Source organism: Lysinibacillus sp. NPDC097287 (assembly GCF_044761695.1).
Classification (GTDB): domain Bacteria; phylum Bacillota; class Bacilli; order Bacillales_A; family Planococcaceae; genus Lysinibacillus.
Genome location: NZ_JBIWCX010000002.1, coordinates 201,343 through 223,950 on the forward strand (window position 1 = coordinate 201,343; position 22,608 = coordinate 223,950).

Here is a 22,608-nt window from a genome sequence, read left to right on the forward strand (position 1 = left end):
GAGGTTTTTATGGAGAACTTTGATTTAATACTTATACTGAAATATATAATTATTGGACTTGTACAAGGTTTCACAGAGCCGATTCCTGTTTCTTCAAGTGGACATGTGATGATTGCTAGTGAAATTCTTGGGATGGGGGAACAAGGGTTTACCTTTGCCATCTTAACAAATACTGCATCCTTATTTGCAGTTGTTTATATTTACCGGGAGGATATCCTTCGTTTAATATCTCATTCGATTAAGTATATAACGACGAAGCAAAGACGTTATAGAGCCGATTTTCGCTTTGTATTATTCATTGTGATTGGTTCAATTCCAGCAGGTGTGCTTGGCGTGCTATTGAGTGATGTCATTGCGGAAAATATCAGTATGACAACTATCGCGATTATGCTTTTTGTAACGGGGATTGCACTATTTCTTATTCGAAATATGCGTGGTACAAAACGTGATGAAGATTTAACGGCAAAAGATGCGATTCTTGTTGGGTTAGGGCAAGCTGTTGCGTTGACGCCTGGGATTAGCCGCTCTGGTGCAACCATTATTTCAGCAATTGCGGTTGGGATGAAGCGAGAAACAGCACTACGCTTTTCATTCATGCTTTATATTCCAGTCAGCCTTGGTGGTGTTGTGCTAGGAGTTTCAGATTTTTTAGGTGAACCGAATAAAGGGGCACTTGCTGTTCCATATGCTGCTGCATTTATTGCGACTTTATTCATGACATACTTTGCAATGCGTTGGTTTATGGGCATTATGAAGAGTGGTAAGCTAATCTACTTTACTTATTATTGTTTTATTGTAGGAACTTTATTGCTGATATTTTTTTAAGATATAAGCCTCTTGACGTTACTTTCGTTAGGAGGCTTTAGATGTTAAGTCTATTTTTTTAGATAGTCATTACTGTATAATCGATATTAATGGTGTTACAGAGGTAGTGCAGTTGTGTGTAATAAAATAATCAGGCAAGAATGTTTTTATCTTCTGTAAATCAACATTTTCACACGTCATATTCGGCAAAAAATGTTATGATAAGTATAGTTTTGATGAAAACTTGATATAAGAAAAGGAGCCGGAAAATATGTCGTCAGCTTCTTATTTAACTGTAAAAGCGTTAACGAAATATATAAAGCGAAAATTTGATGCCGACCCGCATTTACGAGATGTGTATGTTAAAGGTGAACTGTCGAATGTAAAACTTCATCAGTCTGGGCATATATACTTTACGTTAAAAGATGACGGGGCACGTATTGCTGCGACGATGTTTAAAACAGCGGCTACAAAGCTAGCGTTTGAACCTAAGGAAGGTATGCAAGTATTTATCCGCGGGGATGTAAACGTATACGAAGGCTATGGTACCTATCAATTGTATGCACAAGAAATGCAACCAGATGGTGTCGGAAGCTTATTTGTCGCGTTTAATCAGCTAAAAGAGCAGTTGCAAAAAGAAGGTCTTTTTAAACCGGAATGGAAGCAACCGATTCCAAAGTATCCTGAAAAAATTGGTGTATTAACGTCAACAACAGGTGCAGCGATTCGCGATATTTGTACAACTTTAAAGCGTCGATATCCACTTGCTGAAATTTTAATTTATCCAACATTGGTGCAAGGTGCACAAGCTACACCAAACATTGTACAAAACATTGAGAATGCCAATCGAGATGCCAAGTGTGATGTATTAATCGTCGGGCGTGGTGGTGGTTCGATAGAAGATTTATGGGCGTTTAACGAGGAAGCAGTGGCTCGAGCGATTTTTGGGAGCCGTATTCCGATTATAAGTGCGGTAGGTCACGAAACCGATACAACAATTGCGGATTTTGTCGCTGATTTACGTGCGCCTACACCAACGGCAGCAGCGGAGATGGCGGTACCAGATCAACAAGAATTGTTTCAACGTGTGCTGACACAAAAATCACAACTCCATCAAATCGTGCGAATGCAACTTACAACAGAACGTAGGCGTCTAAGTAAACTACAACAGTCCTATCCATTATCCATGCCGGAAAGATTGTACCGTCCGTTTACAGAAAAATTAGCCCAGCTGGATACAGGGCTTCAAAAAGCGATGCAAGTAGATTTGATGAAAAAATCATCCCAACTACAAAAGCTACATGGCACAATACAACAGCATTCTCCCAAAAAGGCATTAGCTTTTCATCGGAGAGAACTTGAAGTGAGTACACTGCAATTAACGCGTGCTGCTGAGCAGTTTGTTGCAAAGCAAAAACAACAATTCGGAGCATCAGTAAGAACCCTTGAAGCACTTAACCCACTTGCAATATTAACAAGAGGGTTTACAGTAGCTTATAAAGAGGATAAAGTGCTAAAATCATCCGCGGATTTAGAGCCAAACGATACCGTGACACTTTCTTTTTATGACGGCAAGGTGACAGCTGAAGTAAAAGAAGTCAACCTGAACAGTGAGGGGGAATAAAAGTGACAAAACAACAACAGACATTTGCAGAGGCAATGACAGCATTAGAGGAAATTGTTCGTCAGTTAGAACAGGGCGATGTACCTCTAGAAAATGCGATTGATTTATATAAACAAGGCATGGAATTATCTCAATTTTGTCATAGCAAATTACAGAATGCCGAAGAGCAACTTATTTCAATTGTCCAAGAGACTGGAGAAACGAAAGATTTTGATCCGTTAAAGGGAGAGAACTAATTCATGAATGAACAGTTAAAGCATTTTATTGAAGTGAATACACCACAAGTAGAAGCAGAGATGTATGCACTTGTTGAAAAAATTGAGGCACCTACTGATTTAAAAAAATCTATGCTTTATTCACTTGAAGCAGGCGGGAAACGTATTCGTCCACTATTTGTACTTGCGGTCTTAGATGTTTATGGGAAAGATAAACAGGATGCTTTAATAGTTGGTGCAGTGATTGAAATGATTCATACATATTCACTCATTCACGATGATCTGCCAAGTATGGATAATGACGATTTTCGTCGTGGTAAATTAACAAACCATAAGGTATTTGGTGATGCACTTGCAATACTTGCTGGAGACGCATTAAATACGCTTGCTTTTGGTGTGTTAGCACGCATGAACCTCTCCGCGGAAAAACGTATTGAGCTTGTCAATCTACTAAGCGTGGCTGCTGGGGCTGAGGGCATGGTAGGCGGTCAAGTTTTAGATATTGAAGGTGAAAAACGTCAATTGAACTTATCAGAACTTGAACATGTACATGTCAATAAAACAGGTGCACTACTTCGCTTTAGTATCGAATCGGGGGCTGTATTAGCAGATGCAACCCCTGAAGAACGTGCAATACTAGTAGAATATGCGCATCATATCGGGCTAGCGTTCCAAATTCAAGATGATATTTTAGATATTGAAGGTACATCCGAAGAACTAGGGAAAACAGCGGGTAAAGATGAGGCAAGCGATAAAAGCACATATCCAGCACTTCTTACACTAGATGGTGCAAAAGAAAAGCTCTCTGAGCATTACAATTATGCCATTGCAGCACTTGAAAAATTAGATGTAGATACAAGTTTACTACGTGAATTTGCGGCTTATATTGTTCATCGTAAAAACTAAGAGAAAAACAAGGCTTTTTAAGCTGAGGTTATGCTAGAATAGGTGAGGGAAAGTTTGCGAAAGTTGCAAACAAAAGTGTTCGTACTTTTAGCATAACGATAACACTGTTATAATAGTGGAAACACGAATGCGGTGAATAATTTATTGAAAAGGTGTGTGAGAAAGGTGGATTTAAATAAGATTTCTAGTCCATCCTTTTTAAAAAACTTAAATAAGAGACAGTTAGAACAGCTTGCAAAAGAGATTCGTTCTTTCTTAATCGAAAAATGTTCTGTCACAGGTGGTCATATTGGGCCTAACCTAGGCGTTGTGGAGCTTACAATTATGCTTCATAAGATGTTTGACAGTCCAAAAGATAAGTTTTTATGGGATGTCGGCCACCAAGCTTACGTGCATAAAATTTTGACAGGTCGTGCAAATCAATTTGATACTTTACGTCAGTTCAAAGGGCTTTGTGGTTTTCCAAAGCTTGTGGAGAGTGAACATGACGAATGGGAAACTGGTCATAGTTCGACGTCCTTGTCGGCTGCCATGGGGATGGCAGCAGCACGTGATATAAAAAAAGAAAAAAATTACGTTGTACCAATTATCGGTGATGGTGCTCTTACTGGTGGAATGGCGCTTGAGGCGTTGAATCACATCGGACATGAAAAAACAAATATGATTGTTATTTTAAACGATAACGAAATGTCGATTGCACCAAACGTTGGAGCATTACACAGTGTTTTAGGTCGTTTGCGTACAGCGAAAGAATATTCAAAAGCTAAAGAAGAACTAGAATCACTCATCAACAAAATTCCTGTACTCGGTGGTAAGCTTGCTTCAACAGCAGAGCGTGTAAAAGATAGCTTAAAATATTTAGTGGTCTCAGGTGTGTTCTTTGAAGAACTGGGCTTTAAATACTTAGGACCGATTGATGGACATGATTTTGAAGCACTTGAAACAACATTATTGCATGCGAAAAAAGTTAAGGGTCCCGTGCTCGTACATGTAATTACGAAAAAAGGTAAGGGCTATAAACCAGCTGAAGATGATACAATCGGAAACTGGCATGGTACTGGTCCTTATAAAATGGAAACAGGTGCATTTGTCAAATCAGACACTAAAGGACCAGCTTGGAGTAGCTTGATTGCTGAAACAGTACGTAAGGTCTCACATGAAGATGAACGCGTCGTGACGATTACACCGGCAATGCCTGTTGGTTCTAAGTTACAGGGCATTCAACAAGATTTCCCGCATCGTTTCTTTGATGTCGGCATTGCAGAGCAACATGCCGCAACTATGGCAGCAGGGCTTGCGACACAAAAAATGAAACCTTTCCTTGCGATTTACTCAACGTTCTTGCAACGTGCGTATGACCAGGTATTACATGATATTGCGCGTCCAAACTTAAATGTTTTCATCGGGATTGACCGTGCTGGCCTAGTTGGGGCAGACGGTGAGACACATCAAGGCGTGTTCGATATTGCCTTTTTACGTCATATGCCGAATATGACGATCATGATGCCAAAAGATGAAAATGAAGGTCAGCATATGGTTAAGACGGCTATCGAGTATGATGGTGGTCCGATTGCACTTCGCTATCCTCGTGGCAACGGCTTAGGTGTGCCAATGGATGACGAGTTAAAGGTATTGCCAATCGGTAGCTGGGAAGTACTTCGTGAAGGGAAAGATGCATCGATTTTAACATTCGGTACAACGATCCCAATGGCGATGGAAGCGGCAGAAGCTTTAGCACTACAAGGGGTAGAGGTTGAAGTAGTTAATGCTCGCTTTATTAAGCCAATGGATGAAGAAATGTTACATCGTATTCTAACAAACCGTAAGCCGATTTTAACTATTGAAGAAGCAGTTCTTCAAGGTGGCTTTGGCAGTGGTGTGTTAGAATTTGCACATGATCATGGTTATCAAAATAGCTTGATTGATCGTATGGGTATTCCAGACCAATTTATTGAGCATGGAAATGTCGATCAATTACTTGAAGAAATTCATGTGACAGCAGAAGAAACAGTAGCGCGTATTCACGCACTATTGCAACATAAACAGCAAGTAGGTTCGAAATTACAATGACAAAACAACCGAAAGAACGAGTAGATATTTTACTTGTAGAACGCGGTTTATGTGAAACTCGTGAAAAGGCGAAGCGCTCCATTATGGCAGGGCTCGTCTTTTCCAATGAGATTCGTATTGACAAAGCAGGCGAAAAAATTGCGATTGACGCGCCACTACAAGTTAAAGGATCGGATTTAAAATATGTAAGTCGTGGCGGCTTGAAATTAGAAAAAGCGCTACAAATTTTTGATATGTCTGTAGACGGCAAGCTCATGCTTGATATTGGTTCATCCACAGGAGGCTTCACGGATTGTGCGCTACAAAACGGCGCAAGACATTGCTATGCCTTGGATGTAGGCTCCAATCAACTTGCTTGGAAGATTCGTTCAGATGAGCGTGTAACAGTGATGGAAAAAACTAATTTCCGCTATACAACAGCAGCTGATTTAACGGAGGGTTTACCTGAATTTGCGACAATTGATGTGAGTTTTATCTCGCTATCTCTTATTTTACCTGTATTAAAAACAGTGTTAATGCCTGGCGGAGATGTCATGGCCTTAGTGAAGCCTCAATTTGAAGCAGGTAAAGAAAATGTCGGTAAAAAAGGGATTGTTCGCGATAAAAAAGTACATCTAGAGGTTCTTGAAAAAACAGCTAAGATGGCAACAGAAGTCGGTTTTGTTGTCAAAGATGCATCGTATTCTCCAATAACAGGTGGGGAAGGAAATATTGAATTTTTATTCCATTTAGTGAACCCTGTAGACGGAGAAGAAATCCCTGCATATACAGCTTTTAATACACTCGTTGAAGAAGCACATAGCACTCTAAAATAGCACGTGCTCGGGCATCCGAGCCGTGTTTTTTCTTGTGCTTTTGCGTCTGAAATGGTAGTGTAAATATACAAATATTTAACTATTTATAAGAGGTGACCTAAATGAATAAAAGCCAACGACATATTCGAATTCGAGATATTATTGCTAATCATGAAATAGAAACACAAGACGATTTAGTCGATTTCTTAAAAGAAGCTGGATACAACGTAACGCAAGCAACAGTGTCACGAGATATAAAAGAATTACATTTAGTGAAAGTACCATTACAAGATGGTCGTTATAAGTATAGCTTACCTGCAGATCAACGTTTTAATCCCGTACAAAAATTACATCGTGCACTTGCAGATGCTTTTATAAGCATCGATGGCGCATCTCACTTCCTTGTTATGAAGGCTTTACCTGGGAATGCGAATGCTATTGCATCATTACTTGATCATTTGGATTGGCCAGAAATTTTAGGAACAATTTCTGGGGATGATACGATTTTAATTATTTGTCGTGATGAAAACGAACGAGAGAATACAAAAAATCGATTATTGGAAATGTTGTAAACGAGATGTATAGCAAGGTGAATTTGATACAGAGGTGACAATTTGTGTTAAGAGAACTTAGTATTCGAAACTTTGCCATCATCGAAGATTTAACGGTGAGCTTTTCTGATGGTTTAACAGTTTTAACAGGTGAAACAGGTGCTGGAAAATCCATCATTATAGATGCAGTGCATTTACTAGCGGGTGGTCGAGGAAATTCAGAATTCATCCGCCATGGAGCGAAAAAAGCTGAAATTGGTGGGTTATTTCAAATTTCTTCTGATGAGCATCCAATTTATAAAAAGTTGGATGAAGCAGGCATTGAAGTGGAAGAAGACACGATTATTTTACGCCGTGATTTAAATGATTCTGGGAAGAGTGTATGCCGTGTTAATGGCAAGCTTGTCCCGCTTTCAGTCTTACGTGATATTGGTTCAAGTCTTATTGATATTCATGGACAGCATGAAAATCAAGAGTTGATGGACGAAAAGCAGCATATTAATTTACTCAATCAATATGCGGCAGAGCAATTAGCACCAATTCAAGAAAAATATAGTGAAAATTTTGAGGCGTACCGTGCACTGCGAAAGGAACTGGCTTCAATTTCAATTGATGAGCAGTTAATGGCGCAACGCATTGATTTATATCAATTTCAAATAAAAGAGCTTGATGATGCGAATATTAGTATTAGTGAGGAAGATGATTTACTGGATGAACGTCGTCGTCTCATGAATTTTAACAAAATTTTCGAGCGCTCAAGTACAGCTTATGAAGCGATTCAAGGTGACTCTAGGGGCTTAGACTGTATTGGTAATGCCATGGGTGCATTAGATGATGCAGCAGCTATTGATGAGCACTTTAAAGAATCATCTGAAGCGGTGACAAGTGCATTTTACGCACTACAAGATGCAGCGTATCAAATTAAAAATATTCTCGATGAATTAGAATTCGATCCAGCTCGTTTAAATGAAGTTGAGCAGCGTCTGGCATTATTACAAAATTTAAAGCGTAAATATGGTTCTACAGTTAAGGATATTTTGGCCTATCATGAAAAAATTAAAACAGATTTAAATGAATTATTAAATCGTGATGAAATTTTACAGGTAAAAGAGCGCAAGGTAGTTGAGATGGAAGCAGTCTTAACGGATTTAGCAGAACAGTTATCAGAAGTACGTAAAAAGGCTGCAATCGAGCTTAGTGAAGCGATTATGGCAGAGCTACGTGAATTACATATGGAAAAAGCCAAGTTTATCGTGAATTTTGATTCGTTACCGACCTTTGATGTAAATGGTAAAGACCAAATTGTTTTCTATATTTCAACAAATGTCGGCGAACCACCAAAATCTTTGCCGAAAATTGCATCCGGTGGTGAATTATCACGTATGATGCTTGCCTTGAAAACAATTTTTTCATCTTCAAATGGTGTGACATCGATTATTTTTGATGAAGTGGATACAGGCGTGAGTGGTCGAGTGGCACAAGCGATTGCAGAAAAAATTGCGGCAATCTCCATAAATTCGCAAGTTTTATGTATTTCACATTTACCTCAAGTTGCGGCAATGGCAGATCATCATTACTTTATAAAAAAAGAAGTCGAACACGATCGCACGTTTACGTCACTTGCAGAAATAGATACAAAAGCTCGCATTGAAGAAGTTAGTCGCATGATGTCTGGAGCTGAAATCACCGAATTAACCTTACAACATGCAACCGAGCTTTTAAATATGGCAAATGAGAGAAAAAGTAAAATGCGTTAATAAGAAGAAGTCTAGAAACAGGATGAAGTGTTTCTAGGCTTTTTTCATTTTACGCAAATATTTACCGCTTATAAGAATGAGACAACAACACATAGTAACAAGACAATATTGAAAAGGAGGTGTCATATGAATCGTCATTGGCGTCAATTTGTCACACTGCCCATGCTCATTGTTTTGTTATTTATGCCTATTCAAGCACTAGCAGCAAAAAAACTTATTCCAATGGGTGAAGCCATCGGAATACAGCTTCAATTATCACATGTATTCGTAGCACATGACATACTATTATCATCCAATAAATGGATGAAAGGAGGAGCTGTCGTTGAAAAAATAAATGGTGTTTCCGTTAAAACGTTAGCAGATGCACAACAGGCCACACAGAAAAATGGTCAGCAGCAGTGGACTATTCAAAGTGAAGGTAAACAGCAAATATTAGAAATACAAGAGAATGAGGCAGATAATGTAATTTCCTTCTTGAAAGATGAAACAGATGGTGTAGGCACACTGACATATATTGATCCAGAGACACAAAATTACGGCGCACTTGGACATCAAATTGTAGACTCAACCTTGCAAAAGGCCCCAATTTTTCATGATGGCTCAATTTTTTTAGCTTCCATTCATCAAATACGAAAAAGTACACCAGGACAACCAGGTTATAAAATTTCGTCCATTGAGAAACAACAAGCCCGATTAGGAAGTATTGATAAAAATACAGTCTACGGCATTTATGGCCGATGGGAAGTTGGATATCAAAAAAGATTGCCAAAAGCAATTGAAATTATGCATGAGAAGGATATAAAAATCGGGAAAGCAGAAATTTATACGGCAATCGAGGGTAGCAAAGTAGAGTCGTTTACCATAGAAATTACAAAGGTTGAAAATGAACGACTTGAATTCGTTGTATCTGACGAGAAGCTTATTGAGAAAACCGGGGGAATTTTACAAGGTATGAGCGGTAGCCCGATTATTCAAGAGGGGCGTTTTGTAGGTGCTGTTACACATATGTTTGTAGAAGAACCAAAAAAAGGTGCGGCTATTACAGTGGAAGAAATGCTGGAAAAATCATCTTAGAGAACGGATGTAGCAAAAAAGTTTCATGTATTGCGAATAGCTATGTAAAATAGAGGGATGTGTTAAAAGTGGAGTATCCATTTTTAACACATCCACTATTGCTTTCTACAAAATATTATCTCTCTCATTAGGTATTTCATACATATTTAAGCAAAGATTATCGATTCTTTGAGAAATAGAGTAGTTTTATCAAGCAATATTCTCTACAATAAGGGTAATGATTATTCGACAAGTTGTAGTAAATTACAGTTAATTGTCGATTTACAAAGAATATCTCAGACTACGTACTCATTTTTGGAAACGAAAAAGGAATTTGATCAAAAATGTCGAAAATTCCATAATGTGTCTAAAAAGCATAAAAGGGAGAAATGGTTCGATGCTTTGACTGAAGTTTCAAAGCAAAATCCAAAAGGAGGAATTGGAATGTCAAAAGTAAAAGTGGCAATCGCAGATGATAATCGTGAATTATTGAAAACTATGGAGTTGTATTTTCAAAATCACCCTGAAATAGAAGTAATCGCAACAGCTTCGAACGGGAAAGTTTGTATTCAAATGCTTGAAGAGTATTCTCCAGATGTTTTATTACTAGATATTATTATGCCACATCTTGATGGCTTAGCTGTGTTAGAAGCTATGTATCAAAATGAAAAAATGTCATCAGTACAAGTGATCATGTTAACGGCATTTGGTCAGGAAGATGTAATGAAACAAGCTGTCGATTTAGGCGCTTCGTATTTTATGTTGAAGCCTTTTGAATTCGAGCAACTTGTCCAAAAGATTTTACATTGCGCAGGCCAAAAAGCAGCGTTACCGAAAAAGGCAAGTATTCTACAACCTGCTGCGCCTCAGAAATTAAATCAACATCAGTTAGACAGTACAATCACTGCAATTATTAAAGAAATTGGTGTTCCTGCACATATTAAAGGCTACTCGTATTTACGTGAAGCAATTCAAATGGTGTATGAGGATATCGAGTTATTAGGCTCAGTGACAAAAATCTTATATCCAGAAATCGCGAAAAAATTCAATACGACACCATCTCGTGTAGAACGTGCGATTCGTCATGCCATTGAAGTTGCGTGGAATCGTGGTAATTACGAATCAATTTCGTCGATGTTCGGCTATACTGTGCATCACTTAAAGTCGAAGCCGACAAATTCAGAGTTCATCGCCATGATCGCAGACAAGATTCGTATTGATATGATGGCGAGCTAAGCTCTGTACAGATAAGAATTATGAGCATTTTGCCAGTGGAGAATGCTCTTTAAAGATTTTGTTGATAACAAAATTATATTACGCCTTTTTGGACAGTTAATGACGACTATTTAAAAGGCGTCTTTTTTATGCCATTAATCCTACTTCACTAAATACGTAAAATAATTTTTAGTTTAAATATTACTAAAGAAAGATTTATATTTAATATGCATTAACTCTCGCTTCAGACTCTCTAACACGGAGATAGTTTTAAATTCCTTATAATTTATGTAAAGATGTGTAATACATTTGATATTGAATTAAAAGGTAATTGTTGAATTTTTATGAAAAACCTTCTGTGAGTCTAGTCATATTCATGCTATAATTGCATTTATATGTATTGAAAAAATAGTAAGGGAGAGGCAGTACTAGGCAATTATCAGTTCATCATAGGGGAGGGCAATAACATCTAATAAGATGTATGACATGTATGAAAAATTTGAAAGAAATTTTAACAAAGGTTAATAGGATTGATATGTTCTCACCATACTTCTTTTTACCTTTTATATTAGTGCTTTATTTTTTTACAAGTTTATTTGATTGGCATAAATTTGAAATGTTTAATATCCGAGTGTCGATTTGGCCAGTTTTAATTTTAGCGCTTGTATGCTATTACATAGGTGTGTATATTATTGATAAACTGGAGTGGACGATACCATCATTTGGACTATCGTTCTTAGGTAAATACGTGATTCATTTTATAATATTCCTAACAATTCTCGGATTAGGCTCTTATTTAATGATGATTTTTGGTGGAGGCTTAGGGATTTCTGATGAGGAAAACCGTCGTAACCTGGATCCGAAGTTAAACTTTTTTAGCCAATTACTATGGTTTGGAGTTTTGCTGTTACTTTCTTACAAAATGATTTTAGAGAAGAAAATGACATGGAAAAAGGCTTTTGTTTATGGTTCGATTTTCGCTGTTGTGATGTTCTTATTTTTATTAATGGGTTATCGTACACCGTTAATTATTATGTTGTTTACTGGTATTATTATTTTCCACTTCGTTGTAAAGCGTGTGAAATTGACTTGGTTCCTTTCCGCATTATTCGTGATTGCTGTAGCATTTTCGATGTTTGGCTTTATACGTGTTCTAACAGAAGATACAACAAAGGATTTTAATAACCGTGATCAACCAGATGTAGAATTGACAGTAGAAGAAAGAGAAAGATTGTTAACCGCTGAACAAAAGGTAAACTTAACACCAAAATGGATGCTTGCATTAAATGAGGTAAGTGTAACAGGTCATATCGTATTAAGTAAAATTATAGAATATACACAAAAAGAAGATACCTTAAATGGTGAGATACATCGTGGTATATTCAACACAATTTTACCAGGTGAGCAAATTTCGCCCCGAATGAAGGTAACAGAGGTTGTGAACTCGTTAAGTGTAGAGGGAGGTAAATTTATCACACGAGAATCAAGAACGACAACGCCAACGTTTATTGGTCAACTATTCCTTGATGGTGGCTATTTATTAGTAGCGATAGGGTTCTTGTTGTATGGTGTTCTAATCTCATTAATCTATAATAAAGTAAAGCAAGTTGGCATTCGTAGCTTCCATTCTGTAGCTTATGCTTTTGTAATTACAGTATTTACTGTGTCGATGCATACAGGTTTACTCGACTTGATCTTTATTTTAATGCTCGGCTTTGTCATTATAGCGTCATCTGTTATTAAAACTGATAGGAACAGGCTTCAATATTAAATACCATGGGGCTGTCCTAAAAATAGGATGGTCCTTTTTTAGCTATTTCCATGTACTTATTAGCAAGTAGATATTCACTTTATTAACCAATGAAAATAGTCATACATGAGAAGACATTTTTTATAATTTACTCATCATGAGTAAATTAGTAAGCATTCTTTAGAAATATCTCATTAGTTGTAGTATGCCTTTTGATTGGAGTGGAGGCTGGGCGACGCCCAGCCGGAACGGAAAGCCCCATTTTCTTGATGAAGAATCCCTTGCAAAATAGCTTAGGTATTCTTAGGGGGTAATTTTCCTCATATCGAATAGTTTACAAAAAATATAAACTAGTGTTAGTCGGTAATCTGTATAATAAAAGTGAGAGACATTATAAACATAATTATAGAGAAAACTGTAAGAACATAAATTAAATATGATAATCTATATATAAATAGGAGTATTTTCCTTGTCGGCAGGGACAAATGTCTCTAAACAAATGTAAGTAGATTGTATATACTTATTACATATAGAGGGAAGGAGGAGATAACGTGATTTTAGTTCGAAATGATAATTTTGAAATATCTGAAGATAATGGAAAAGTTTTTATGGTTACATTTAGTGCCGGCTTTCCTTTAAAAGATTTCGATGGAATTTTACGAAGTCATCCCCGATTAAAATTATCCAATTTTTCTGTATTAAAAAACGTATTAGCGACAGAGAGCGTAAGCCCAATAGAGATAGGGCGATGGCTTCCAAATGTAGAAGCTGAGATTGCACGAGACAAAATGTCTGCCTCTGTATTTATATATGAAACAATGGATTATATTCAAAAAAACAAGGACCAGCTGAAACAGCAAATCCTGGATGCACTGGCTGACAATAATATTGTTGAAGGCATATTAGATTTTGATATTTCAACAATAGAACCAGGAAAGGCATTTTTAATTGCACAAGGCACACAGCCTGTAGCAGGAATAGATGCACAGATTACATACTTACCAAAGCCTGAGAGAAAACCTGTCATTCGAGATGATGGAAAAGCAGATTATTTTGATATGAATTTCATTTCAGAAATCTCTGAAGGATCTTGGCTCGGCGAGAAAATTCCTGCTACAGCAGGTGTAGCAGGAAAAAACATATTGGGTGAAAGTATTCCGGCAGCACCAGGTAGAGATTTTCCAATTCGTTATGATAAAAAATCTGCCTATGAAGTTGAAGAAGAAGGTAAAATTGTTATTCGTTCGAAGATTGCCGGTGTTTTAGATGATGTGAAGGGCATGATTGGTGTAAACCGACATTTACCTATTCACGGTGATGTGGGTGTAGAAACTGGAAATCTAGAGTTTAATGGCTCTTTAAGTATTCGAGGTACTGTAACTGCAGGTTATACGGTCATTGCAACGGGAGACATTTCAATTGAAGGAGCTGAAGGTGTAAGTGGCGCTAAGCTCATTAAGTCAATTGAAGGGGATGTCTTTATTCGAGGTGGCATTTTTGGTCTGGGTTCGACGCTAGTAGAGGCTGGTGGAAATATTTTTGTGAAGCATGTGAATGAAGCCAATTTAATTGCAACTGAAAGTATTCACATTGGCTTCTATGCATTAGGCTCTCAGTTAGAAGCACATTCGATTTTTGTGGATGAACGAAAAGGGAAGATCATCGGTGGTCGTGCAATAGCAAAAAGCTCAATTGTCACAGCTATTTCTGGAAATCGTCTAGAACGTAGAACAGATTTAATTATTGAAAGTGTTAATAAACAAGAGAGCTATGCAAAAATGCAAGAAAAGGCCGTGCAGTTAAAGACTTTACAGACAGAAATCACAGGCTACGAAGATAAGATAAAAAGCCTATTACCAATGATTAAGCAAATGAATACACAGCAAGTGGCAGCGTTTGAAGAAACAAAGCAAGCTTTGTCTAAATTGAAGGCAGAAGCGGTTACTGTGGATCGTGATATAAAGCTAATGATGGATGAATTACGTCATGCAGGGAAAGAAGAGATTACGGTGACGAAAGAGGCATATCCAGGCACTTATATTCAAATTGGTAAAAAATCATCTTTACTAAGCAAAATGACTAACGGTAAATTTTTACTAGAGTTTGGCGAATTAAATGTGTAGTGCTGACTACGTACCTGTTTTTGCGCATCGAGGGGCTTCGGCTCATGCTCTTGAGAATAGTTTCAAAGCTTTTGAAAAAGCTTGGGAACTAGGTGCAGATGGTATTGAATTAGATATCCAACTATCTAAGGAAGGGATACCAGTTGTGTATCATGATCCACAGCTATCACGATTAGCAGGCAGTAATAAGCTTGTGAATGAATGTAATATAGAGCAATTGCAACGCTTTAAATTGGGTAAACCGTGGAGACGACTTTTTTCCACATACAAAATTTCAACTTTTGAAGAGGTTTTAGTATGGGCAAATCAGCGTCAAATGCCGCTGAATATTGAGCTGAAATCAACGATATTAGAAAATACAGATGCACTTCTTCATATGCTAAAAGGCTTGCAATTACCAGAGGGTAGTCATTTCTCTTCTTTTCATTATGAGTTGTTGAAAATAGTGAAGCAGTATACGCCACAATTTGAAACAGCCTTAATTGCAACAAAAAAGTTGAACTGGGATTTGTTACGTGATTATCAAGCAATTGATAGTGTGCATGCACATAAAAAATATTATAAGCCTCGCTATTTGGAGGCATGTGTTGCAAATGAAAAGAAATGTCGTTTTTATGCAATCGATAGTAGTGAAAAATTTATCACTAATCCACATCCTAGTGTTATTGGTTGGATTACAGATTTTCCTGATAAAGTTATCAAAGAACAAAAACGCACTAATTCCATTAATTAATATTTATTTTAGTAATAATAAAATAGCTATCTACTAAGACAGTTCAAGCTTAGTAGATAGCTATTTTTATTTTTTCTGGAAGCGCGGAGCCACTTTTCCTTTTTTTCGATCGCGATGTAATAAGAAGCCTGCGAAAAAGCCAAAGCCGACAACGAAGAAAATGATGCCAACGACAAATTGTAGCCATAAAAATGGGAAAGGTGAGATGAGCGTCCCGAATAATGTATCACGCATAAATTTAATGCCACCCGCAGCCATAAGACCGGGAATTAGCATTACGATGAATGCAGCAAAACGAGCCATGCATGTCCCTCCTCATATCTATTTCTAATTGTACCTGTGGATGAAGGAATGTCAAGAAACGGTACACTAAACGATGGGCGGTAAATTTGTAAAAAAGAGAATAAATTAATAGAAATATACACTGAATTTTTAGAAAATTCCAACTTAATAGAGAAAGAGTAATAAATGTTGCGAAATTGTGAAATTGTCAGTATTGTAAAATTAAATGGAGGTTAATTATCCATTTCATAGATTTTTTTACAAATTTTCTTCACAATAAAAAGATTGGTATTGTTCGATAAACTTTCTGAAGCAAAGGGGCGAGTTTTTATGGAAATCTTCAAGTATATGGAAAAGTATGATTATGAACAAGTGGTGTTCTGTCAAGATGCAGCATCAGGGTTAAAGGCGATTATCGCTATCCATGACACTACGCTTGGTCCGGCACTAGGTGGTGCGCGTATGTGGACATATGCTACAGAGGAAAATGCAATCGAAGATGCACTACGTTTAGCACGAGGCATGACGTATAAAAACGCAGCAGCTGGCTTAAATCTTGGTGGGGGGAAAACAGTCATAATAGGTGATCCATTTACAGATAAAAATGAAGAAATGTTTCGAGCATTAGGGCGATTTATTCAAGGTTTGAACGGGCGCTATATTACAGCAGAAGACGTAGGTACAACTGTAACAGATATGGATTTAATCCACGAGGAAACAAATTATGTCACAGGCATTTCACCAGCATTTGGTTCATCGGGTAATCCATCTCCTGTAACGGCTTTCGGTGTATATCGTGGTATGAAGGCAGCCGCAAAAGAAGCATTTGGTACAGATATATTAGATGGGCGTACAGTATCCGTTCAAGGGCTCGGAAATGTTGCATATAAACTTTGCGAGTATTTACATAAGGAAGGCGCAAAGCTTATTGTTACAGATATTAACCAAGCAGTGATTGACCGTGTAGTTAACGATTTCGGAGCCATAGCTGTCGCACCTAATGAAATTTATGCGCAAGATGTTGATATTTTTTCACCATGTGCACTGGGCGCAATATTAAATGATGACACAATACCTCAATTAAAAGCAAAAGTTATTGCAGGTTCTGCCAATAACCAATTACAAGAATCTCGTCATGGCGATCAATTGCATGAATTGGGCATCGTGTATGCACCTGATTATGTAATTAATGCAGGAGGCGTTATTAATGTGGCGGATGAGCTGTATGGCTATAACCAAGAACGCGCGATGAAGCGTGTTGAAGGCATCTATGATAGCATCGAAAAAATCTTTGCTATTTCAAGACGTGACAACATCCCGACATATATTGCAGCAAATCGATTAGCAGAAGATCGTATTGCGCGAGTAGCAAAATCTCGTAGTCAGTTTTTACGAAATGAAAAAAATATCTTACACGGTCGCTAATGTAAGTAATTAAATCATGAGAAGTCGTTTGATCGACCTCTCCTCTATAGAGATAGAAGGAGGAATTGGAAATGGCTCAAAATTATGATGTGGTGATTATTGGTGGCGGTACAGGTGGTTATGTGGCAGCTATCCGAGCATCTCAATTAGGTCTTAAGACAGCAATCGTCGAAAATGAGAAGCTTGGCGGTACATGTTTACACAAAGGCTGTATTCCTAGTAAAGCGCTTTTACGAAGTGCCGAGGTATATAGAATGGCCAATAAAACAGCGATTGAATTCGGTGTAGAAATAGAAGGGGTAACATTACAATTTGATAAAGTACAGGCAAGAAAACAAGCAATTGTTGAACAGCTTAGTCAAGGTGTGAATACCTTAATGAAAAAAGGAAAAATTGACGTATATGAAGGATATGGACGTATTTTAGGTCCTTCCATTTTTTCGCCAATGCCAGGCACTGTTTCTGTAGAGCTTCGTAATGGTGAAGAAAATGAAATGTTATTACCAATGAATGTAGTTATAGCTACAGGCTCGAAGCCAAGAGGAATTGAAGGGCTACAGGTTGATGGTAACTATGTGATGAATTCAGACCATGCATTGATGATGGCTACATTGCCTAAGTCTCTACTAATTGTTGGTGGCGGTGTGATTGGAATTGAGTGGGCTTCAATGCTTTGTGATTTTGGTGTTAACGTAACGGTTGTGGAGTTTGGTCCAACGATATTACCGGCTGAAGATGCTGATGTTGTGAAAGAATTAACGAGGCAGCTTGAAACAAGAGGCGTACGTATTATGACAAATGCAAAGTTAAAAGTTGATACCTTCGAAATAAAAAATGATAGCGTTTTCATTTCTGCTCAAGTTAAAGAGAATGAAGTACAGTTCGAGGCAGATAAGTTACTGCTTTGTGTAGGTCGGGAAGCAAATACTAAAGGTATTGGTTTAGAGAATACAGATATTGAAGTGGAAAATGGTTACATTAAAGTGCGTGACACATATCAAACGAAAGAGTCCCATATGTATGCGATTGGTGACGTTATTGGTGGGTTACAGCTTGCACATGTTGCGTCACATGAAGGATTGTCGGCAATTGAACATATAGCGACAGGGAAAATAGATATGTTAGATCCGTTGAAAGTCCCAAAATGTGTTTATTCATATCCTGAAGTGGCGAGTATCGGTTTAACTGAAAAGGATGCTAACGAGCAAGGATACGCATTAAAAATCGGGAAATTCCCATTCAAAGCGATAGGTAAGGCGTTAGTCAATGGTGAAACAGAGGGTTTTGTGAAAATTATAGCGGATGTTCAAACAAATGATATTTTAGGTATTCATATGGTAGGACCACATGTGACAGATTTAATTGGGGAGGCATCGCTTGCAAAGCTTCTAGATGCTACACCATGGGAAATCAGTCAAGCAATTCATCCGCATCCGTCTTTAAATGAGATTTTAGTAGAAGCAGCGTTAGCAGTAGATAATAGAGCCATTCATTTTTAACAGGACAAAGTAGTTTTCTAACACTAAATCGATTGTGGTCCTCGTGCAGATGTGTAAATGATTGGTTAACAATACGAAAGGGGTGTTCGTATGCAAGAAGTTCAAATTCGACACGAAGAGTTGGGATTAACAAATGAGCATGTACTTGAAATGTTTGAAACAATGTTAATGGCAAGACGCCTAGATGAGCGTATGTGGCTATTAAATCGTTCCGGTAAAATTCCATTTGTAATTTCCTGTCAAGGGCAGGAAGCTGCTCAAGTGGGTGCCGCATTTGCATTAGATAAAAATAAAGACTATATTGCACCGTATTATCGGGATATGGGTGTTGTTTTACATTTCGGTATGACGCCTAGAGATTTAATGTTATCGGCTTTTGCAAAGGCAGAGGACCCAAACTCAGGAGGTCGTCAAATGCCTGGTCATTTCGGGCAAAAGAGAAATCGTATTTTGACAGGTTCATCGCCAGTAACAACGCAAGTACCGCATGCAGTAGGTGTTGCGTTAGCGGGACGTCTGCAAAAAGAGGATTTCATCACATTTGTGACGCTCGGCGAGGGATCGTCTAACCAAGGTGATTTCCATGAAGGTGCTAACTTTGCAGGTGTGCATAAATTACCGGTTATTATAATGGTCGAAAATAATCAGTATGCAATTTCTGTCCCAGTAGAGCGACAGTTAGGGTGTGCTAAAGTATCAGACCGTGCAATCGGATATGGAATGCCAGGTATTACTGTAGATGGGAAATGCCCTCTACAAGTATATAAAGTTGTGAAGGAAGCGGCGGAGCGTGCACGTAATGGTGGAGGCCCAAGCTTAATTGAAACAGTGACATTCCGTTTAACAGCACATTCGTCAGATGATGATGATCGCCAGTATCGAACTGCAGAAGATATCGCAGAAGGAAAAGCAAAAGATCCAATTATTTTATTCGAAAAATATTTGAGAGAAACAGGCATTATGAATGATACGCTTCGTGCTGAAATAGAAGAGCGTGTAATGGCTGAGGTGAATGCGTCGACAGAATATGCGGAAGCAGCACCATATGCAAAGCCAGAAGATACTTTGAAGTATGTGTATGCAACAACAGGCGGAGGTGACGCGTAATGGCGGTAATGTCTTATATTGATGCAATTACGTTAGCGATGAAGGAAGAAATGGAACGTGATGAGCGTGTTTTCATCCTTGGGGAGGACGTTGGTCGGAAGGGCGGCGTTTTTAAAGCAACTACAGGACTTTATGAACAATTTGGAGAGTATCGTGTTTTAGATACACCGCTAGCAGAAAGTGCTATTGCTGGTGTTGGAATTGGAGCTGCAATGTACGGTATGCGTCCAATAGCAGAAATGCAATTTGCAGATTTCATTATGCCAGCGGTCAATCAAATTGTATCGGAGGCAGCCAAAATTCGGTATCGTTCTAATAATGATTGGTCTTGTCCGCTTGTAATACGTGCACCATTTGGCGGTGGCATCCACGGGGCATTATATCATTCACAATCGGTAGAAGCGCTCTTTGCAGGTACACCGGGTTTAAAGATTGTCATCCCATCAACACCGTATGATGCAAAAGGCTTATTAAAAGCCGCTATTCGCGATGAAGATCCAGTTTTGTTTTTTGAACATAAACGTGCATATCGCCTAATCAAAGGGGAAGTACCAACTGATGATTATACATTGCCGATTGGTAAAGCCGATGTTAAACGTGAAGGAGAAGATATCACAGTTATTACTTACGGATTAGCGGTTCATTTTGCCTTACAAGCAGCGGAGCGACTAGCAGCAGATGGTATTTCTGCGCATGTACTAGACCTTCGTACTGTTTACCCATTGGATAAAGAAGCGATAATAGAAGCAGCAAGTAAAACTGGTAAAGTACTACTAGTCACTGAGGATAATAAAGAAGGAAGTATTATGAGCGAAGTTTCGGCCATTATTGCTGAACATTGTTTATTTGAACTAGATGCACCGATTAAGCGTTTAGCAGGTCCAGATGTACCAGCTATGCCATATGCACCAACAATGGAAAAGTTTTTCATGATCAATCCTGAAAAAGTAGAACGTGCGATGCGTGAGTTAGCTGCATTTTAACTTTATTCAGTAAAAGTTTTTCCCACCTTTATAGGTGGTGAGGTGAATATTAATTTGTAGTGTATTTTCAGTGGACGATGTGACTCTTACTGAATAAAATTAAAGCCTCCGGCGGATGTCACAGATTTTGAAGGGTAGATAAGGATGTTAGCCTAAGTACGTCGCATCCATGCTACAACGGCTAACTGACCTGCATCACGCAGGCCTGGGCACAATTCAAAATCTGGACTCAATTACGTCGAGGCGTAATTGATAGGAGGAATAGATGATGGCGATTCAAAATATTACAATGCCGCAGCTTGGAGAGAGTGTAACTGAAGGCACGATTGAAAAGTGGCTCGTACAACCGGGAGATACGGTAAAAAAATATGACCCATTAGCGGAAGTTAACACTGATAAAGTAAATGCAGAAATTCCATCTTCTTTTGAGGGAGTTATTACAGAACTTCTAGCAGAAGAGGGGCAAACGCTACCAGTAGGTTCAGTCGTTTGTTCTATTGAAATTGCGGGTGACAGTGAATTATCACCGCCACCACCACCGAAAAAATCAGCGGTGAGCTCAGCTATTTTAAATGCGGGTGTCCAGAAAAAACAAGAATCACCAAAACCAGTAACAGTACTTGTACAGGCAGAGAAAACAGTGCGTTCAGATAAGGTGCGCTATTCGCCGGCAGTGCTACGTCTTGCACAAGAGCACGATATTGCACTTGATCAGGTTACAGGAACAGGGGAGGATGGCCGTATTACGCGTAAGGATATACAACAGCTTATTGATGCAGGTGGTGGTCCGACGAATATCGCACCTCCAGCTGTTTCAATTCAAACGCATGTTGATACTATATCGCCAGTGCCACCTTCAATCCAACAGGAAAAATCAGTTACGTCACAACCATCAGCACAAGGGCGTGATATTGAAATTCCAATAACAAAGGTGCGTCGTGCCATCGCGAATAATATGGTGCGAAGTACACAAGAAGTACCACATGCATGGATGATGATGGAAGTAGACGTTACAGAATTAGTTACCTACCGTGATAGTATAAAATCTGAGTTCAAACAAAAAGAAGGCTATAATATTACCTATTTTGCGTTCTTTGTGAAAGCCGTGGCGCAAGCCTTAAAAGAATTCCCGATGTTGAATTCCATTTGGGCAGAAGACAAAATAATTCAAAAGCATGACATTAATATTTCAATTGCTGTGGCATCGGATGATGCATTATTCGTGCCTGTTATAAAACACGCAGACGAAAAATCGATAAAAGGTATTGCCAGAGAAATTCATGAGCTTGCGGAAAAAGCTCGAGTTGGAAAACTGACGATGAATGAAATCCAGGGTGGTACGTTTACGGTAAATAATACTGGCGCATTTGGCTCCATGCAGTCGATGGGCATCATTAATTATCCACAAGCAGCTATACTTCAAGTGGAAAGTATTGTTAAAAAACCGGTAATATTACAAGGTGGAATGATTGCCGCTAGGGATATCGTAAATTTATGTTTATCGTTAGACCATCGTATATTAGATGGATTGATTTGCGGTAAATTTCTAAATAGAGTGAAAAATATACTCGAAAACACGAACAAATCTTCAACATTAGTCTACTGATGAGTATGTGGAAACCTGTTATATAACGGTTTCCGCATTTTTTTGTGCTTTTCGACACGCACTTTGTCATGTAGAATAGCAAATAGAAACTACTAAGGGGGGAAGCTATTA

Annotated in this window: 19 protein-coding genes; 18 read left to right on the forward strand and 1 reads right to left on the reverse strand. The window is 38.3% G+C overall.

Annotated features, from left to right (window positions below; all coding sequences use genetic code 11):
- Positions 1–9 precede the first annotated feature (9 nt).
- The 13 genes from ACIQ2D_RS04075 (at position 10) to ACIQ2D_RS04135 (ending at position 15,595) form a co-directional block, all read left to right on the forward strand.
- The gene (locus ACIQ2D_RS04075; RefSeq protein ID WP_402859792.1) at positions 10–825 is read left to right on the forward strand and encodes an undecaprenyl-diphosphate phosphatase; all 816 of its coding nucleotides are present in this window, start codon (positions 10–12) and stop codon (positions 823–825) included.
- A 250-nt stretch (positions 826–1,075) separates the two neighbouring features.
- A complete protein-coding gene (gene xseA, locus ACIQ2D_RS04080; protein ID WP_402859795.1) occupies positions 1,076–2,428 on the forward strand; it encodes an exodeoxyribonuclease VII large subunit in 1,353 nt (450 codons plus the stop codon).
- Positions 2,429–2,430: 2 nt separating this feature from the next.
- Positions 2,431–2,664 carry an exodeoxyribonuclease VII small subunit gene (xseB, locus tag ACIQ2D_RS04085; protein ID WP_402859798.1) on the forward strand — a complete coding sequence of 78 codons (234 nt, stop codon included), beginning with the start codon at positions 2,431–2,433 and terminating at the stop codon, positions 2,662–2,664.
- A gap of 3 nt (positions 2,665–2,667) precedes the next feature.
- Entirely contained in the window at positions 2,668–3,549 is an 882-nt protein-coding gene (locus tag ACIQ2D_RS04090) for a polyprenyl synthetase family protein (RefSeq protein ID WP_402859801.1), read from the forward strand.
- A gap of 165 nt (positions 3,550–3,714) precedes the next feature.
- On the forward strand, positions 3,715–5,619 hold the full coding sequence (gene dxs, locus ACIQ2D_RS04095) for a 1-deoxy-D-xylulose-5-phosphate synthase (RefSeq protein WP_402859804.1): 1,905 nt from the start codon (positions 3,715–3,717) through the stop codon (positions 5,617–5,619).
- A complete protein-coding gene (locus ACIQ2D_RS04100; RefSeq protein ID WP_402859807.1) occupies positions 5,616–6,434 on the forward strand; it encodes a TlyA family RNA methyltransferase in 819 nt (272 codons plus the stop codon). The genes dxs and ACIQ2D_RS04100 overlap by 4 nt, the downstream gene beginning before the upstream one ends.
- Positions 6,435–6,535: 101 nt before the next feature.
- Positions 6,536–6,985: a transcriptional regulator AhrC/ArgR gene (ahrC, locus tag ACIQ2D_RS04105; RefSeq protein ID WP_219361662.1), complete on the forward strand. Its 450-nt coding sequence runs from the start codon at positions 6,536–6,538 to the stop codon at positions 6,983–6,985.
- 44 nt (positions 6,986–7,029) lie between these two features.
- Entirely contained in the window at positions 7,030–8,721 is a 1,692-nt protein-coding gene (recN, locus tag ACIQ2D_RS04110; RefSeq protein ID WP_402859810.1) for a DNA repair protein RecN, read from the forward strand.
- 126 nt (positions 8,722–8,847) lie between these two features.
- On the forward strand, positions 8,848–9,795 hold the full coding sequence (locus ACIQ2D_RS04115) for a SpoIVB peptidase S55 domain-containing protein (RefSeq protein WP_402859813.1): 948 nt from the start codon (positions 8,848–8,850) through the stop codon (positions 9,793–9,795).
- A 423-nt stretch (positions 9,796–10,218) separates the two neighbouring features.
- Positions 10,219–11,010 (forward strand): sporulation transcription factor Spo0A, encoded by a 792-nt coding sequence (gene spo0A / locus ACIQ2D_RS04120; protein WP_402859815.1) that lies wholly within the window; start codon positions 10,219–10,221, stop codon positions 11,008–11,010.
- A gap of 469 nt (positions 11,011–11,479) precedes the next feature.
- Positions 11,480–12,760 carry an oligosaccharide repeat unit polymerase gene (locus ACIQ2D_RS04125; protein WP_402859818.1) on the forward strand — a complete coding sequence of 427 codons (1,281 nt, stop codon included), beginning with the start codon at positions 11,480–11,482 and terminating at the stop codon, positions 12,758–12,760.
- A gap of 530 nt (positions 12,761–13,290) precedes the next feature.
- Positions 13,291–14,862, forward strand: a complete 1,572-nt coding sequence (locus ACIQ2D_RS04130) for a flagellar assembly protein A (RefSeq protein ID WP_402859821.1) — start codon at positions 13,291–13,293, stop codon at positions 14,860–14,862.
- Positions 14,855–15,595: a glycerophosphodiester phosphodiesterase gene (locus ACIQ2D_RS04135; protein ID WP_402859824.1), complete on the forward strand. Its 741-nt coding sequence runs from the start codon at positions 14,855–14,857 to the stop codon at positions 15,593–15,595. Before ACIQ2D_RS04130 ends, ACIQ2D_RS04135 begins: the two co-directional genes overlap by 8 nt.
- 66 nt (positions 15,596–15,661) lie before the next feature.
- On the opposite strand, the gene ACIQ2D_RS04140 is transcribed toward ACIQ2D_RS04135, so the two are convergent.
- Positions 15,662–15,898, reverse strand: coding sequence for a DUF2627 family protein (locus tag ACIQ2D_RS04140; RefSeq protein ID WP_402859827.1), 237 nt, complete (start codon positions 15,896–15,898; stop codon positions 15,662–15,664).
- A 309-nt stretch (positions 15,899–16,207) separates the two neighbouring features.
- Between ACIQ2D_RS04140 and ACIQ2D_RS04145 the strand changes: the two genes are divergently transcribed.
- From ACIQ2D_RS04145 to ACIQ2D_RS04165, 5 genes are all read left to right on the forward strand, one after another.
- Entirely contained in the window at positions 16,208–17,302 is a 1,095-nt protein-coding gene (locus ACIQ2D_RS04145; protein WP_402859830.1) for a Leu/Phe/Val dehydrogenase, read from the forward strand.
- A 71-nt stretch (positions 17,303–17,373) separates the two neighbouring features.
- Positions 17,374–18,801, forward strand: a complete 1,428-nt coding sequence (gene lpdA, locus ACIQ2D_RS04150) for a dihydrolipoyl dehydrogenase (RefSeq protein WP_402859833.1) — start codon at positions 17,374–17,376, stop codon at positions 18,799–18,801.
- Between the two features lie 90 nt (positions 18,802–18,891).
- On the forward strand, positions 18,892–19,908 hold the full coding sequence (locus ACIQ2D_RS04155; RefSeq protein WP_402859836.1) for a thiamine pyrophosphate-dependent dehydrogenase E1 component subunit alpha: 1,017 nt from the start codon (positions 18,892–18,894) through the stop codon (positions 19,906–19,908).
- Positions 19,908–20,891: an alpha-ketoacid dehydrogenase subunit beta gene (locus ACIQ2D_RS04160; RefSeq protein ID WP_402859839.1), complete on the forward strand. Its 984-nt coding sequence runs from the start codon at positions 19,908–19,910 to the stop codon at positions 20,889–20,891. Before ACIQ2D_RS04155 ends, ACIQ2D_RS04160 begins: the two co-directional genes overlap by 1 nt.
- 268 nt (positions 20,892–21,159) lie before the next feature.
- Positions 21,160–22,497: a dihydrolipoamide acetyltransferase family protein gene (locus ACIQ2D_RS04165; RefSeq protein WP_402859842.1), complete on the forward strand. Its 1,338-nt coding sequence runs from the start codon at positions 21,160–21,162 to the stop codon at positions 22,495–22,497.
- Positions 22,498–22,608 lie beyond the last annotated feature (111 nt).